The sequence below is a fragment of the Streptomyces sp. PA03-6a genome (assembly GCF_033792765.1).
Taxonomy (GTDB): domain Bacteria; phylum Actinomycetota; class Actinomycetes; order Streptomycetales; family Streptomycetaceae; genus Actinacidiphila.
Window position 1 is genome coordinate 12,795 of record NZ_JARAVK010000122.1, and the last position, 15,272, is coordinate 28,066.

The window sequence follows — 15,272 nt, forward strand, 5'->3', positions numbered from 1 at the left end:
CTCATGGAGGATCAACCCAGCGGGACCGTCTTTGCACGATCCCAGGGTCGTTCCCAGCCCGCGTGGTGGAGGATCCGGTCGATCAGGCCCGCGGTGAAACCCCACACCAGGGCGTCCCGCACCAGGAACGCGGGCCCCTGGAAGCCGCTGGGATGCGTCACCATGGCCCGGTTGGCGGGATCGGTGAGATCCGCCACGGGGACGGTGAACACCCGTGCGGTCTCGGCCAGGTCGACCGCTCCCACCGGCGACGGCGTACGCCACCAGCCGAGGACCGGCGTCACGACGAAGTCGCTCACCGGGATGTAGAGCCGCGGGAGCACCCCGAAGACCTGCACCCCCGACGGGTCGAGGCCGGTCTCCTCCCAGGCCTCGCGCAGCGCGGCCCGCAACGGCCCCTCGCCCTCCGGGTCGCCGTCCTCCGGGTCGAGCGCGCCGCCCGGGAAGGAGGGCTGTCCCGCGTGCGAGCGCAGCGAGGCCGCCCGCTCCATCAGGAGCAGCTCGGGCCCCTCGGCCCCCGCGCCGAGGAGGATGAGGACGGCGGAGGGACGGCCGCCGCTCGGCGGCGGCAGGAAGCGGCTGAGCTGCTCGGGCCGTACGCCGTCGACCGCGCGGACCACCGGGCCGAGCCAGGACGGCAGCCCCTCGCGGTCGACCGTGACGGACTCGATGTCGGGTCGTGCCTGCGTCACTCCACCTCCAGCGGCGGCGCCGCCGTGCCCGGGAATCCCGGCGGCGGCTTGAGCCGCTGCCCCGGGCCACCGCCCATCTCGTACTTCAGCAGCTTCTTCGCCTTCTCCGGATCCGTCTCGCCCTCGCCGTACGACGGGCACAGCGGCGCGATCGGGCAGACGCCGCAGGCGGGGCGGCGGGCGTGGCAGATGCGGCGGCCGTGGAAGATCAGCCGGTGCGAGAGCATCGTCCACTCGCTCTTCGGGAAGATCGCCATGACGTCCTGCTCGATCTTCTCCGGCTCCTTCGCATCGGTCCAGCCGAAACGGTGGACCAGCCGCTGGAAGTGGGTGTCCACGGTGAGGCCGGGGACGCCGAAGGCGTTGCCGAGCACCACGTTGGCCGTCTTGCGGCCCACGCCGGGCAGCGTGACCAGGTCCTCCAGCCGGCCGGGCACCTCGCCGCCGAAGGTGTCACGGAGCGCCGCCGACAGGCCGAGCAGCGCCCGCGCCTTGGCGCGGAAGAAGCCGGTGGGACGGAGGATCTGCTCCAGCTCCTCCGGGTCGGCGGCCGCCAGGTCCTCCGGCGCCGGGTACTTCGCGAACAGCGCGGGGGTGGTCTGGTTGACCCTCAGGTCGGTCGTCTGGGCCGAGAGCACCGTGGCGACGAGCAACTGGAAGGGGTTCTCGAAGTCGAGCTCGGGGTGGGCGTACGGGTACACCTCGGCGAGCTCGCGGTTGATCCGCCGGGCCCTGCGGACCATGGCGAGCCGCGACTCGGGCTTGCCGGACGCCCGCGCGCGGCCGCCGGGCGTCGCCCGGGCGGGCTGTTCGCTCACAGCGGAATCCGCGGCGGCGGTCACCCTCCTGGCCCCGCCACCCTGCCGTTTCTTCTGCGCACTTGGCGTATCGGACACCCGGCCAGCCTAAGCCTCACCACCGACAATCGCCCTGGAGAGCCGCGATCCGGCCCCCAAACGGACCCCCGGAGCACAATCACACGAGCACATAAGACAGACTTGTGATTGATCGCACTGTTTTTGCTGTCGGGCATGATGGGGACCGACCCAGCGATGTCGACAAGGAGAGAGCTCGTGGACGACGTTCTGCGGCGCGCACCGCTTTTCGCGGCGCTCGACGATGAGCAGGCCGCTGAACTGCGCGCCTCCATGACGGAGGTCACGCTCGCGCGTGGCGACTCGCTGTTCCACGAGGGGGAACCCGGGGACCGGCTGTACGTCGTCACCGAGGGCAAGGTGAAGCTGCACCGCACCTCCCCCGACGGCCGCGAGAACATGCTCGCCGTCGTCGGCCCCGGCGAGCTGATCGGTGAGCTGTCGCTCTTCGACCCCGGCCCGCGCACCGCCACCGCCACCGCGCTGACCGAGGTCAAGCTGCTCGGCCTCGGCCACGGCGACCTGCAGCCGTGGCTCAACGCCCGGCCCGAGGTCTCCACCGCGCTGCTGCGCGCCGTCGCCCGGCGCCTGCGCCGCACCAACGACGTCATGTCCGACCTGGTCTTCTCCGACGTCCCCGGCCGCGTCGCCAAGGCGCTGCTGGACCTGTCGCGCCGCTTCGGCGTGCAGTCCGAGGAGGGCATCCACGTCGTCCACGACCTCACGCAGGAGGAACTCGCCCAGCTGGTGGGCGCCTCCCGCGAGACCGTCAACAAGGCCCTCGCCGACTTCGCGGGCCGCGGCTGGCTGCGCCTGGAGGCGCGGGCGGTCATCCTGCTGGACGTCGAGCGGCTGGCGAAGCGCTCGCGCTGACGCCCGTACGCGGATGAAGGGGCGCCCACCCGGAGGTGGGCGCCCCTTCTTGCGTCTCCTTCAGCGGCCTTCAGCGGCCGCGGGGCGTGGGGGCGCCGGACGGCCACACCGGACGTCAGATCAGCCCGTGCTCCAGCAGGTAGTCCAGCTGCGCCCGCACCGACAGCTCGGCGGCCGGCCACAAGGCCCGGTCGACGTCCGCGTAGACGTGGGCGACGACCTCGGAGGGGGTCGCGAGGCCCCGCTCGACGGCCGTCTCGACCTGGGCGAGGCGGTGGGCGCGGTGGGCGAGGTAGAACTCGACCGCGCCACGGGCGTCGGCGAGGACCGGGCCGTGGCCGGGCAGGACGGTGGCGACGCCGTCGTGCATCGTGAGCGCCTGCAGCCGGCGCAGGGAGTCCAGGTAGTCACCCAGCCGCCCGTCGGGGTGGGCGACGACCGTGGTGCCACGGCCGAGGACGGTGTCGCCGGTGAGCACGGCCCGGTCGGCGGGCAGGTGGAAGGAGAGCGAGTCCGCGGTGTGCCCGGGGGTGGGGACGACGCGCAGTTCCAGGCCGCCGGTGGTGACGACGTCGCCCGCGGACAGGCCCTCCTCGCCCAGGCGCAGCGCCGGGTCCAGGGCGCGCACCGCCGTCCCCGTCAGCTCGGCGAAGCGGCCCGCGCCCTCGGCGTGGTCGGGGTGGCCGTGGGTGAGCAGGGTGAGGGCGATCCGCTTGCCGAGGGAGTGCGCGGTGGAGACCACGTTGTTCAGGTGGCCCTCGTCGAGCGGCCCCGGGTCGATGACGACGGCGAGCTCGGAGTCCGGCTCGGAGACGAGCCAGGTGTTCGTGCCGTCCAGCGTCATGGGCGAGGGGTTGGGCGCGAGCACGCACACCGCGCGGGCGGTCGCCCGGCCCCCGACCTCCGCGCGGGGCTTGCCGGGCTGAAGGGCCGAGGTCATTCGGCGGCTCCCATGCGCTTGGTGAATTCCTCGTGGCCGGGCCAGGTCAGCACGATCTCCTCGCCCACCAGCGTGGCCCGCGCCAGCACCGGGGTGAGGTCGCGCCCGTCCGCGGCGCCCGCCAGGGCCGCTGACGCCGAGTCGTACGGCAGCAGCTCCCGCAGCGTCGCGATCGTCGGCGGCAGCATGGTCATCTCGCCGCGGTCGTAGCCGTCCACGGCCTCGGCGGGCCGCAGCCACACCGTGCGGTCCGCCTCGCCCGACACGTCGCGGGTGCGCTGGCCGGGCGGGAGCGCGGTCACGAAGAACCACGTGTCGTACCGGCGCTCCTCGAACTCCGGGGTGATCCAGCGGGCCCACGGGCCGAGCAGGTCGGAGCGGAGCACCAGGGAACGGCGGGCGAGGAAGTCGGCGAAGGACAGCTCCCGCGAGACCAGGGCGCGCCGGTCGGCCTCCCAGTCCTCGCCGGTGGTGTCCGCGACGACGGACCCCTCGTCGGGCCCGGCCAGCAGCACGCCGGACTCCTCGAAGGTCTCGCGCACGGCCGCGCACACGATGGCCTGCGCGGCGGCGGGGTCCAGGCCCTCGCCCAGCCGGGCGGCCCAGGTCGGCGGCGGGGGCCCCGCCCAGGCCACCGGACGCTCGTCGCGCGGGTCCACACCGCCACCGGGATAGGCGTACGCGCCCGCGGCGAAGGCCATCGAGGCCCGGCGCCGCAGCATGTGCACGGCGGGGCCGCCGTCGCCGTCCCGCAGCAGCAGGACGGTCGCCGCACGGCGCGGCACGACGGGCTCCAGGGTGCCCGCGGTGAGGGCGCGGATGCGCTCGGGCCAGCTCGCCGGGAACCACTGGCCGTTCGTGGTGGTCATGTGGCGGATGCTATGCGCTTGCGCGGGGATGTTCGATAGGGCCCGGGCCGGGCGGGCCCGGGGCACCCCTCCGGTGGCCGGGGCACGGCGCCGCCGGAGGGGTCCGGGACGTCAGTCCTCGACCTCGACCTGGATCTCGACCTCGACCGGTGCGTCGAGCGGCAGGACGGCCACGCCGACGGCGCTGCGGGCGTGCACGCCCTTCTCGCCGAGGACCTCGCCGAGCAGCTCGCTCGCGCCGTTGACGACGGCCGGCTGCCCGGTGAAGTCGGGGGCGGAGGCGACGAAGCCGACGACCTTCACGACGCGCTTGACGCGGTCGAGGTCACCCACGACGGAGCGGACCGCGGCCAGGGCGTTGAGCGCGCAGGTGCGGGCGAGTTGCTTGGCCTCGTCCGCGGTGACCTCGGCACCGACCTTGCCGGTGCAGGTCAGCTTGCCCTCGACGAGCGGCAGCTGGCCCGAGGTGTGGACGTACGCGCCGGACCGGACGGCCGGGACGTACGCGGCGAGCGGGGCGGCCACCGCGGGGAGCTCCAGCCCCAGTTCCGCCAGCCGCTGCTCGACCGCGCTCACGCGTTCTTCTCCCGCTTGAAGTACGCCACCAGCTGCTCGGGGTTGTTCGGGCCCGGCACGACCTGGACGAGCTCCCAGCCGTCCTCGCCCCAGGTGTCCAGGATCTGCTTCGTCGCGTGCACCAGCAGCGGCACGGTCGCGTATTCCCACTTCGTCATGAGGGGACTGTAATGCCTGGCACAGCCCCGCCCCCGAGTAGCCCCGCCCTCGACTGGTTAGGCTCGCAGGTGTGAGGCTCCACATCGTGACGGGCAAGGGCGGTACCGGCAAGACGACGGTCGCCGCTGCGCTGGCACTCGCCCTCGCCGCCGAGGGCCGACGGACACTGCTGACGGAGGTGGAGGGGCGGCAGGGCATCGCGCAGCTCTTCGAGACCGAGGCACTCCCCTACGAGGAGCGCAAGATCGCCGTGGCCCCCGGCGGTGGCGAGGTGTACGCCCTGGCCATCGACGCCGAACAGGCGCTGCTGGACTACCTCGACATGTTCTACAAGCTCGGCCGGGCCGGCCGGGCCCTGAAGAAGCTGGGCGCGATCGACTTCGCCACCACAGTGGCGCCGGGACTGCGCGACGTCCTGCTGACCGGCAAGGTCTGCGAGGCCGTGCGCCGCAAGGACCGGGCGGGCTGGCGGTCGTACGACGCGGTGGTGCTGGACGCGCCGCCGACCGGGCGGATCACGCGCTTCCTCAACGTCAACGACGAGGTCGCCGGGCTGGCCCGGTTCGGCCCGATACACAATCAGGCGCAGGCCGTGATGCGGGTGATGAAGTCCCCGGAGACCGCGGTGCACCTGGTCACCCTCCTGGAGGAGATGCCGGTCCAGGAGACCGTGGACGGCGTGGCCGAGCTGCGGGAGGCGGGGCTGCCGACCGGGGCCGTGGTCATCAACATGGTGCGCCCGGTGGTGATGGACGGCGCGGCCGTGGCCTCGGCGCGCGACGGGCAGCGCACGGCGATCGCCAAGGCGCTCTCCCAGGCCGGGCTGGGCGGCGCGCGGCGCGGCGGCCTCGCGGAGCGGCTCGTCGACCCGCTGCTGGCGCAGGCGCACGAGCACGCGGAGCGCGTGGCCCTGGAGCGGGCCCAGCGCGAGGAACTGGCCGCGCTGGGGCTGCCCGCGTACGAGCTGGAGCTGATGGGCGACGGGGTCGATCTCGGCGGGTTGTACAGATTGGCTGAAAATCTGCGGAAGCAGGGGCTGGGGGTCGCATGAGCCTGGAGAGTCCGGTATTGGACATCGACCCGCTGATCGACGATCCGAGGACCCGGATCGTCGTCTGCTGCGGCTCGGGCGGGGTCGGCAAGACCACCACGGCCGCGGCCCTGGGCGTCCGTGCCGCCGAGCGCGGCCGCAAGGCCGTCGTGCTGACCATCGACCCTGCACGTCGGCTGGCGCAGTCCATGGGCCTCACGGAACTCGACAACACCCCGCGCAAGGTGGCCGGGATCGACGAGTCCGCGGGCGGTGAGCTGCACGCGATGATGCTCGACATGAAGCGGACCTTCGACGAGGTCGTGCTCCAGCACACGGACCAGGAGCGGGCCCGGGCGATCCTGGACAACCCCTTCTACCAGTCGCTCTCCGCGGGCTTCGCCGGCACGCAGGAGTACATGGCCATGGAGAAGCTGGGCCAGCTGCGCGCGCTCGACGCGTGGGACCTGATCATCGTCGACACCCCGCCGAGCCGGTCGGCGCTGGACTTCCTGGACGCCCCCAAGCGGCTGGGGTCCTTCCTGGACGGGCGTTTCATCCGGCTGCTGATGGCCCCCGCGAAGGTCGGCGGGCGGGCCGGCGTGAAGTTCCTCAACGTCGGGATGTCGATGATGACCGGCACGCTCAGCAAGGTCATGGGCGCGCACCTGCTGCGCGACGTGCAGACCTTCGTGGCGGCGATGGACTCGATGTTCGGCGGCTTCCGCTCCCGGGCGGACGCCACGTACAAGCTGCTCCAGGCGAACGGGACGGCGTTCCTGGTGGTGGCCGCGCCGGAGCGGGACGCGCTGCGCGAGGCCTCGTACTTCGTGGAGCGGCTGGCGGCGGAGAACATGCCGCTCGCCGGGCTGGTGCTGAACCGTGTGCACGGCAGCGGGGCGGCGCAGCTCACGGCGGAGCGGGCGCTGGCGGCGGCGGAGGCGCTGGACGACCTGGATGCCGCTGACGCCACCGAGGTCTCCGACGCCGGCCCTGTCGACGGATATCCGTCAACTCCCCGGCTGACCGGGGAGTTTGACGAATCCGCAGAAAATCTTCAAAGCGTCGGCATTGTGGATCAGCCCGGCGGGAAAGCTGGACTCCGTACGGCCGACGGCGGCGAAGGGACCCCCAGTACGGACAGTGCGGACACCAGCTCTCCCGAATCGCCCACGGGCTCCCCGACCGTTTCCGTGCCCGCGCAGGACCCCGCCGCGGGCCGGACCACGGACCCGCTGGACGCCGACCTCCTCACCGCCGGCCTGCTGCGCCTGCACGCCGAACGGATGCAGCTGGTCGCGCGCGAGCGGCGCACCCGTGAGCGTTTCGTCTCGGTGCACCCGGACGTGCCCATGGTGGACGTCGCGGCCCTGCCCGGCGACGTGCACGACCTCGAGGGCCTGCGCGCGATCGGCGAACGTCTCGCGCAGGGTCAGCCGACGGCGGCGTAGTCGTCGTAGTCCCCGTCGTAGCCCTCGTCGTCGAGCGGGAGCACACCCGTGCTGCGCTCGTACTCCGTGCGCGCCGTCTCCAGGAGCCTGCGCCACGAGGTGACCGTGGGACGCCGGCGCAGCAGCGCCCTGCGCTCCCGCTCGGTCATCCCGCCCCAGACGCCGAATTCCACACGGTTGTCCAGAGCGTCGGCCAGGCACTCGGTACGCACCGGGCAGCCGGTGCACACCGCCTTGGCCCTGTTCTGGGCCGCTCCCTGGACGAAAAGTTCATCCGGATCCGTCGTGCGGCACGCGGCCTGCGTACTCCAGTCCGTAACCCAGCTGCTCATGCTGGCGCCGTCCTCTCCCGAATCGAGGCTCCCCCACGGCGGCAAGCGGCATATTCACCGTTGCCAGTTGAGGACGTTACGGAAGGTGGGCACGGCGCAACAGCCCTTTCAGGCCCAATCTTGAATGGCCCGAACGGACTATGGGTACGCGGCAGATCACCCGACGGAGTGAGCCGACGGCAGAACGGGCGAATTGCCGCAAAACGGTCAGCTCGCCACTTCTGGGGCCTGAGATCCAGGTCATATGGCTGGCATATGACAGGAATTCGGGCAGTTCTCATCACCCACAAGAGTGAGGATGGAAGACAGACGTGTGCGCAGTGTTCGCGCCTGTCTGTTACAGAGTAGGCGAACAAGCATGCCCACGTCTTAAGAATGGCAACGTAAGCTGCACCCCATGGGTCACAAGCGATCGCGCCCCACCAGCAGCGGCGGCACCAGTACCGCTCAGCAGGCCGCCAAGTTCCTGGGTGTCAGCGTCCTGGCCGGCGTGGTGCTGGCCGGCATCGCCCTCCCCGCGGCGGGGGCGCTCGGACTGAGCGCCAAGGGCACCGCGGCCGGCTTCGACTCCCTGCCGGGCGAACTGAAGCGCCCGCCGCTCTCGCAGAGCACCCGGATCCTGGACGTCAAGGGCGACCTGATCGCGAACGTCTACTCGCGTGACCGCACGGTCGTGGGGCTCGGCAAGATCAGCAAGTCGATGCAGCAGGCCATCGTCGCCATCGAGGACGCCCGCTTCTACGAGCACGGCGCGATCGACGTCAAGGGCATCCTGCGCGCGCTCAACAAGAACGCCCAGGAGGGCGGTGTCTCCGAGGGCGCGTCCACCCTGACGCAGCAGTACGTGAAGAACGTCTTCATCGAGGAGGCCGGCGACGACCCCACCAAGGTCCAGCAGGCCACCCAGCAGACCATCGGTCGCAAGATCAAAGAGATGAAGTACGCCATCCAGCTCGAGCAGGAGCTGGGGAAGCAGAAGATCCTCGAGAACTACCTCAACATCACCTTCTTCGGCGAGCAGGCCTACGGGGTCGAGGCCGCCTCCCGGCGTTACTTCAGCAAGTCCGCCAAGGACCTGTCGCTCACCGAGTCCGCGCTGCTGGCCGGTCTCGTCCAGTCGCCGAGCCGGTACGACCCCGTGAACGACCCGGAGGAGGCCAAGAAGCGCCGCGACGTGGTGCTGCAGCGCATGGCCGACCTGAAGGACGTCACGCAGGCCGAGGCCGACGCCGCGAAGAAGAAGCCGCTCGGCCTCAAGATCAGCGAGCCCAAGAACGGCTGCATCACCGCCGTCAACGGCGCCGGGTTCTTCTGTGACTACGTGCGCCAGGTCTTCCTCACGGACAAGGCCTTCGGCAAGACCAAGGCCGAGCGCGCCAAGCGCTGGGACCAGGGCGGCCTCACCGTCCGCACCACCCTCGACCCGAAGGCGCAACGGGCGGTCCAGGACTCGATCAGCCAGCACGTGTACAAGAGCGACGACGTCGCCACCGCCGTGACCCTGGTCCAGCCCGGCACGGGCAGGGTCGTCGGGATGGGCCAGTCCCGCCCGTACGGCTTCAAGAAGAACCAGACCCAGATCAACTACTCCGTCGACCGGAACATGGGCGGCGGCGCGGGCTACCAGCCGGGTTCGACGTTCAAGCCCTTCACCGCCGCGGCCGCCCTGGAGAAGGGCATGTCGACGGCGCAGTCCTACCCCTCGCCGTACGAGATGCCGTACCCGGACGTGACCGACTGCGACGGCAACCGCTACACCAGCAAGGACAAGGTGCCCAACGAGAGCAAGTCCGAGGTCGGCCCGTACGGGATGCGGGAGGCGCTGGCGAAGTCGATCAACACCTACTTCGTCTCCCTGGAGGCCGACGCCGGCCTGTGCGACGTGACGCGGATGGTCAACTCCCTCGGCATCACCAAGCGCGCCGGCGGGACCAAGCTGGGCCTCGGCGCCTCCTTCACTCTCGGCGTCAACGAGATGTCGCCGCTGAAGATGGCCGCCGCCTACGCGACCTTCGCCAACAAGGGCGAGTACTGCACCCCGGTCGCCATCGAGTCGATCACCGACGCGAACGGCAAGAAGCTGCCGGTGCCCAAGACCGAGTGCGAGCGGGCCATGTCCGAGCAGACCGCCTCCACGATCAACACCCTGCTCAAGGGCGTGGTCGAGGACGGCACCGGTCAGCAGGCCGGGCTCAGCGACCGCGACAGCGCGGGCAAGACCGGTACGACGGACTTCCGCTACGCCGCCTGGTTCGTGGGCTACACCTCGGACATGGCGGGTGCCGTCTGGGTCGGCGACCCGGCCCACAAGCGCAGGATGACCAACATCACCATCGGCGGCCGCTTCCACGCCGAGGTCTACGGCGCCGACACCCCGGGTCCGATCTGGAAGGACGCGATGTCCGGCGCCCTGGCCGGCACCGTCTCGCCCGGCCTGCCGACGGTCGCCATCAAGGATCCCGAGAAGCCACGGGGCGACGACGACGACCACCACGGCCGCGGTGACAACGGCGGCAACGGCAACGGTGGCGACGACGGCCTGCTCGGCGGGATCTTCGGCGGCGACACCCTCGGCGGCGACGGGGCCAACGGCTTCACCACCGGCGGTGGCAACGGCCGCAGCGGCGGGAACAACGGCACCGGGGGTCCCGGGACCGGCACCCCCGAGACGGGCGGCACCGGGCCGGGCTGATCCCCGCGTGACACGACATGACGCCGAAGGGGCGCCGGGACCGATCGGTCCCGGCGCCCCTTCGGCGTTCCGGTGGAGGAGGCCCGGCGGGCCACGCCGCCCTCCGTGGCGTCGGCCCCCGTCAGCCGCCGTCGGCCCCTGTCAGCCGCCCGCGAGCTGCTTGCGCACCTCGGCGGCGACCCGGCCGCCCTCGGCCAGGCCGGCGACCTTCGGGTTCACGATCTTCATGACGGCGCCGATCGCCTTCGGCCCCTCGGCCCCGGACTCCTCGATCGCCGCGGCGACGATGCCGGCCAGCTCCGCGTCGTCCAGCTGCTTGGGCAGGTAGGCGTCCAGCACCTCGCGCTCGGCCAGCTCACGCTCCGCGGCCTCCTTGCGGCCGCCCTGCTCGAAGGCGTCGGCGGCCTCCCGGCGCTTCTTCGCCTCGCGGGCGATCACCTTCAGCACCTCGTCGTCGGAGAGCTCGCGCGCCTCCTTGCCCGCGACCTCCTCCTTGGTGATCGCGGTGAGGGTGAGACGGAGGGTGGACGAGGTCAGCTCGTCCCGCCCCTTGATGGCAGCCGTGAGGTCGTCGTGCAGACGCTTCTTGAGCGTGGTGGTCATGGCGTCGAGTCTGCCAGGTCGCCGCCGGGAGGGCCGCGGATTTATCCCTGACGTGCCGTCTGCCACCATGGAGGGCATGCGCGCGCGATACGGAGTACCCCTGGGCATCACAGCTGCCGGTGCGGCCTGCGTGGCCTACGCGGCCGGGATCGAGGCACGGTCGTTCCGGCTGCGCAGGGTGGCGGTGCCGGTGCTGCCGGCCGGGATGCGGCCGATCCGCATCCTGCAGGTCTCCGACATCCACATGGTCCGCGGCCAGAACAAGAAGCGCCGCTGGCTGCAGTCGCTGGCCGGGCTCCGCCCCGACTTCGTCGTGAACACCGGCGACAACCTCTCCGACCCCCAGGGCGTCCCCGAGCTGATGGACGCCCTCGGGCCGCTGCTCGACCTCCCCGGCGCCTACGTCTTCGGCTCCAACGACTACTACGGCCCCACCCCGCGCAACCCCGCCCGCTACCTCGCCGAGCGCCTCCGGGGCACGCACGGCCTCAACGGCCAGAACAACCCCGCCATCGGCGTCATCCGCAACCCGTGGGAGGAGATCCGCGACGCCTTCGACGTGGCCGGCTGGGTCGGGGTCAACAACACCCGCGGCCGCCTCAAGCTCGACGACGGGATCGAGATCGCCTTCACCGGCCTCGACGACCCCCACATCCGCCGCGACCGCTACGCCGCCGTCGCCGGCGGTCCCGACGCGGACGCCGACCTCTCGCTCGCGGTCGTCCACGCCCCGTACCTGCGCGTGCTCGACGCCTTCACCGCCGACCGCTACCCGCTGATCCTCGCCGGGCACACCCACGGCGGCCAGCTGTGCATCCCCTTCTACGGCGCCCTCGTCACCAACTGCGACATCGACGCGGACCGGGTCAAGGGCCTGTCCACCCACGAGGCCGCCGGTCACCGCTCATACCTGCACGTCTCCGCGGGCTGCGGCACCAACCGCTACACCCCGGTCCGCTTCGCCTGCCCGCCCGAGGCCACCTTGCTCACCCTGACGCCGGGCGCCTGAGCCGCCGCCGAAAACCGGATTTCGTCTCCAGCGGGAGGTCCGCTAGAGTAATCCTCGTCGCGCCGGGCCCGAGGCCACGACGCGACACCGGGGTGTGGCGCAGCTTGGTAGCGCGCTTCGTTCGGGACGAAGAGGCCGTGGGTTCAAATCCCGCCACCCCGACCCAGGTCAAAGGCAGCCTACTCACCATGAGTAGGCTGCCTTTGCGTTTGACGGGAGCCAAACAGGGAGCCACCCGGGAGAAGGTCAAGCCGTCTCCTGCTCCGCCTCCCCTCCAAGAGCAAAGATCTCGTCCATCGCTCCCGCACCCTCGGTGATCACCGGTCGCAGTTGCTTGCGGTAGACGGCCTCGGTCGTGGCCGTGCTGCTGTGACCGACGACACGGGCGATGACCTCAAGCGGGATGCCGTGGTCGGAGAGTAGCGAGACGAAGCTGTGCCTAAGTTCCCGCGGGGTCCACTCCGGCGCCAGTCCTGCCTTTTTCACGATCACCCGAAAGTCCCTCCGGACGTGCGAGGCGTCGAGTGAGGTGGCATTCCGGGTGGCAAAGACGAGATCTCCCGTGCTCCACACAAGGCCGCATGCCGCACGTTCCTGCTGCTGCCACTCACGGTGCTCTCGCAGGACATGAACGACGTGATGTGGGAGAGCCAGGGTGCGCCGGCTGAGACGTGTCTTGGTGTCGCCGTGTTTCCGCACCGAGCGCCAGACCTCGACGTGCGCTGGCGTGCCGTCCGACGGGGTCAGGTGCACGTGATCCCAGGTGAGGGGACGTGCCTCCTCCGTACGCACGCCGATCAAGAGCGACAGAACAATGTAGGCGTACAGACGTGTTCCCCGGGCCGCGGACAGGAGTGCCTTCGCCTGCTCCAAGGCGAGTGCCTTACTCGGTCGCCCCGACCGTCCCTCCGGTACGGTGACCAGTTCCGCGACGTTCCGCATGACCTTGTCCCGGCGCTGAGCATGTGTGATGGCGCGCTTCAGCACCGCGTGCACCTCCCGGAGAGAACGCGTGGCCAAAACATCCGCGCGGTCGTCAAGCCAGTCGTCCACGTCGTCGGCGCTGAGGTCCTTCAGCTTCGCCTTGCCCAACAACGGAATGACGTGGTTGTCCGCCAAGCTCCGGCACTTGTCGACGGTCTTCTCATCTCGCCCCTTCAGCCCACGGGCGAGCCAGTCAGCGACCGCGTCAGCCACGGTGTAGTTGGCGGGTGCCTTGACGCCGGTTTCCAGTTCTTTCTTCAACTCTCGGAGCTTGCGGCGTACCTCGGTCTTGGTCTTCCCGTACACCTTCGGACGGCGGCGTTTGCCGGATGGCGTGAAGCCGAGGGATACGGCACCGACATAGCGGTTCTTCGACTCGTCCCAGTAGATCGAATCTTCACCGTTGCCAGCCTTGCGTGGTCGCTTGGGTACCTCGGTCATTCGGCTGTGCCCTTTCATGCATCGAGCCGCGCCCCGACGGGACACGGCTCTGCTCTCGGATGGGGTTGCTCAGCAGGCAACCTGTTCGGACTCGTGCTTGAGGAGTTCGACGTACTCGTTGATGTATTCGGTGGGGACCAGTCGGCGGCGTCCGATGCGTACCGTCCGGAGGCGACCGAGTCGGATCTCCTCGTACGCGGTGGAGCGCTTGACGCCGAGGAGTTGGGCGGCGACTTCCACGCGGTGGAGGCGCGGGGACAGATCGGAGTGGGCGGAGGGCGTGGCCATTGCGCTGTCTCCTTCTGGCAAGTCGAGGGGCCGCGGCCCCCTTCTGGGAAGTCCGCTACATCCGCTACGCCGCTACATCGCAGGTCAGCGGGTGGTTTTTTGTAGCGGAGGGGTTGGATGTAGCGGCTACGTCCACTTCGGGGCTGTGGGGGCGTAGCCGCTACATCTGGGGTTGCCGCTACAGATTCATGGCCTCTGAGCTGGGATGTAGCGGTGTAGCGGCTGTAGCGGGCTTCTGGGGAGGGGGGCAGTAGCGGGCCCAGGCGTCGTCCAGATCTTTGGCGTGGAAGCCCTTGAGGATCCCGCCGGTGGTGCGGATGTTCCGGGACCTGATGGGCTCGTTGTCCCCCGTCATGTACTCGGCGAGCATCCGGGACAGCCGCCGGTTGTCCAGCGGCTTGCCGTCGAGGTCGGCCCACGGGGAGTCGTCCAGGGCGTTGAGCCGGTCCAGGATGGAGATGGTCGGGAGCCGGTCGACGCCAATCAGCACGTGGTCGCGCAGGTCGGTGAGCAGCCGGATGCCGATGCTGTGCTTGTCGGTGTACTGCGCGGCCCGCACCAGGGTGAGGCAGGCGTCGCGGGCGCGGCGGGGCCAGTCTCCGCCGGCAGCATCGGCAACGGCGAGCAGGGGTTCCCACACGTCCGCGGGGCGGTCGGTGACGCCGTCGGGCATCTGCGGCCATGCACCCAGGACGAACCCGCGGGCCTGCTCCGCCCACTGCGCAAGGCTGTCGCGCAGCCGGTGGCCCTCCGCCTCGTGGACGCGGGCCCGGAACGGCTCCACGCGCTCGGTGCGGGCACGGCGGCGCATGCGGATGACAACGGAGCGGGTCAGGATCGTGTCCGGCAGCGAGCCGAGTCCGGCGACCGCGACCGCGCAATAGGACGGGAATGCCTGCACGGTCTGATTGCCGCCATCCCCGATGCACCGGTAGGTCACCCCGGAGCGTCGGTGGCCGGCGTTGAGAAAGCCGCGCAGTTCCTCGTTGTCCCCGGCCTTGGGGCCGAAGATGGTGTCAATCTCATCGAACAGGATCGTGGGCCGCCCGCCGCTCCCGGATACGGCCCGGAACAGGGCCGCGGCGGAGGCGTTGACCGCGACCATGGGGTGCGGGACCAGGGTTTCCACGATCTCCAGCGCTCGCGACTTCCCCGACCCGGGTTCCGGGGACAGGAACGCCAGACGCGGTGTGGAGTCAAAGCACTCCAGCAGGTGCGCATGCGCGTCCCACAGGGCGACCGCGACATATGCGGCCTCGGTGGGAAACGCGTTGAAGCGGCGGTGGAAAGCTTCCACCCCATTCAGCAGGGCCGCGCCGTCGGTCATGAGAGTGGTCCTCCGGTCGGTTTGCTGCGGGTCAGGACGAAGAGCTGACAGGACGCCCTCACGGGCGGCGACTTTCGGCGCACCACCCGCCGCGGGCCCGTGGGCCGGTGTGGCGGGGCCGGGGCCGTCGG

16 protein-coding genes and 1 tRNA gene are annotated in these 15,272 nt (G+C 70.8%); 6 read left to right on the forward strand and 11 right to left on the reverse strand.

Annotated features, from left to right (window positions below):
• Positions 1-11: 11 nt before the first annotated feature.
• Complete coding sequence (locus PV350_RS26520; protein ID WP_499513056.1) at positions 12-692, reverse strand: NUDIX hydrolase; 681 nt, start codon at positions 690-692, stop codon at positions 12-14.
• Positions 689-1,510, reverse strand: a complete 822-nt coding sequence (gene nth, locus PV350_RS26525) for an endonuclease III (protein ID WP_500336470.1) — start codon at positions 1,508-1,510, stop codon at positions 689-691. Before nth ends, PV350_RS26520 begins: the two co-directional genes overlap by 4 nt.
• 255 nt (positions 1,511-1,765) lie before the next feature.
• Between nth and PV350_RS26530 the strand changes: the two genes are divergently transcribed.
• A complete protein-coding gene (locus PV350_RS26530; protein WP_431950174.1) occupies positions 1,766-2,440 on the forward strand; it encodes a Crp/Fnr family transcriptional regulator in 675 nt (224 codons plus the stop codon).
• A 115-nt stretch (positions 2,441-2,555) separates the two neighbouring features.
• Here PV350_RS26530 and PV350_RS26535 read toward each other — a convergent pair whose 3' ends face one another.
• From PV350_RS26535 to sp36, 4 genes are all read right to left on the reverse strand, one after another.
• On the reverse strand, positions 2,556-3,380 hold the full coding sequence (locus PV350_RS26535; protein WP_500336471.1) for an MBL fold metallo-hydrolase: 825 nt from the start codon (positions 3,378-3,380) through the stop codon (positions 2,556-2,558).
• Positions 3,377-4,249, reverse strand: a complete 873-nt coding sequence (locus PV350_RS26540) for an NUDIX hydrolase (RefSeq protein ID WP_500336473.1) — start codon at positions 4,247-4,249, stop codon at positions 3,377-3,379. The genes PV350_RS26535 and PV350_RS26540 overlap by 4 nt, the downstream gene beginning before the upstream one ends.
• Before the next feature lie 111 nt (positions 4,250-4,360).
• Complete coding sequence (locus PV350_RS26545; protein ID WP_499513052.1) at positions 4,361-4,825, reverse strand: RidA family protein; 465 nt, start codon at positions 4,823-4,825, stop codon at positions 4,361-4,363.
• Entirely contained in the window at positions 4,822-4,983 is a 162-nt protein-coding gene (gene sp36 / locus PV350_RS26550; RefSeq protein ID WP_450400653.1) for a Sp36 family protein, read from the reverse strand. Before sp36 ends, PV350_RS26545 begins: the two co-directional genes overlap by 4 nt.
• A 71-nt stretch (positions 4,984-5,054) precedes the next feature.
• On the opposite strand from sp36, the gene bagA reads away from it, so the two are divergent.
• On the forward strand, positions 5,055-6,035 hold the full coding sequence (gene bagA / locus PV350_RS26555; RefSeq protein WP_499513051.1) for a P-loop NTPase family protein: 981 nt from the start codon (positions 5,055-5,057) through the stop codon (positions 6,033-6,035).
• The gene (bagB, locus tag PV350_RS26560; protein WP_500336475.1) at positions 6,032-7,465 is read left to right on the forward strand and encodes an ATPase BagB; all 1,434 of its coding nucleotides are present in this window, start codon (positions 6,032-6,034) and stop codon (positions 7,463-7,465) included. The genes bagA and bagB overlap by 4 nt, the downstream gene beginning before the upstream one ends.
• Here bagB and PV350_RS26565 read toward each other — a convergent pair.
• Positions 7,447-7,797 carry a WhiB family transcriptional regulator gene (locus PV350_RS26565; RefSeq protein WP_499604943.1) on the reverse strand — a complete coding sequence of 117 codons (351 nt, stop codon included), beginning with the start codon at positions 7,795-7,797 and terminating at the stop codon, positions 7,447-7,449. The genes bagB and PV350_RS26565 overlap by 19 nt on opposite strands.
• A gap of 397 nt (positions 7,798-8,194) precedes the next feature.
• Here PV350_RS26565 and PV350_RS26570 point away from each other — a divergent pair, with 397 nt between their 5' ends.
• Positions 8,195-10,489, forward strand: a complete 2,295-nt coding sequence (locus PV350_RS26570) for a transglycosylase domain-containing protein (protein WP_500336477.1) — start codon at positions 8,195-8,197, stop codon at positions 10,487-10,489.
• A 141-nt stretch (positions 10,490-10,630) separates the two neighbouring features.
• Here the strand turns inward: PV350_RS26570 and PV350_RS26575 are convergent, their stop codons facing one another.
• On the reverse strand, positions 10,631-11,092 hold the full coding sequence (locus PV350_RS26575; RefSeq protein WP_500332011.1) for a GatB/YqeY domain-containing protein: 462 nt from the start codon (positions 11,090-11,092) through the stop codon (positions 10,631-10,633).
• Positions 11,093-11,168: 76 nt separating this feature from the next.
• Here PV350_RS26575 and PV350_RS26580 point away from each other — a divergent pair, with 76 nt between their 5' ends.
• Positions 11,169-12,101, forward strand: a complete 933-nt coding sequence (locus PV350_RS26580; protein ID WP_499513046.1) for a metallophosphoesterase — start codon at positions 11,169-11,171, stop codon at positions 12,099-12,101.
• 88 nt (positions 12,102-12,189) lie between these two features.
• Positions 12,190-12,263 (forward strand) — tRNA-Pro (locus tag PV350_RS26585).
• A gap of 84 nt (positions 12,264-12,347) precedes the next feature.
• Here the strand turns inward: PV350_RS26585 and PV350_RS26590 are convergent.
• From PV350_RS26590 to PV350_RS26600, 3 genes are all read right to left on the reverse strand, one after another.
• Positions 12,348-13,526, reverse strand: coding sequence for a site-specific integrase (locus PV350_RS26590; RefSeq protein ID WP_500336479.1), 1,179 nt, complete (start codon positions 13,524-13,526; stop codon positions 12,348-12,350).
• Between the two features lie 69 nt (positions 13,527-13,595).
• The gene (locus PV350_RS26595) at positions 13,596-13,814 is read right to left on the reverse strand and encodes a helix-turn-helix domain-containing protein (RefSeq protein WP_500336481.1); all 219 of its coding nucleotides are present in this window, start codon (positions 13,812-13,814) and stop codon (positions 13,596-13,598) included.
• Positions 13,815-13,992: 178 nt separating this feature from the next.
• Complete coding sequence (locus PV350_RS26600) at positions 13,993-15,141, reverse strand: DUF3631 domain-containing protein (protein ID WP_500336483.1); 1,149 nt, start codon at positions 15,139-15,141, stop codon at positions 13,993-13,995.
• Positions 15,142-15,272: the final 131 nt, after the last annotated feature.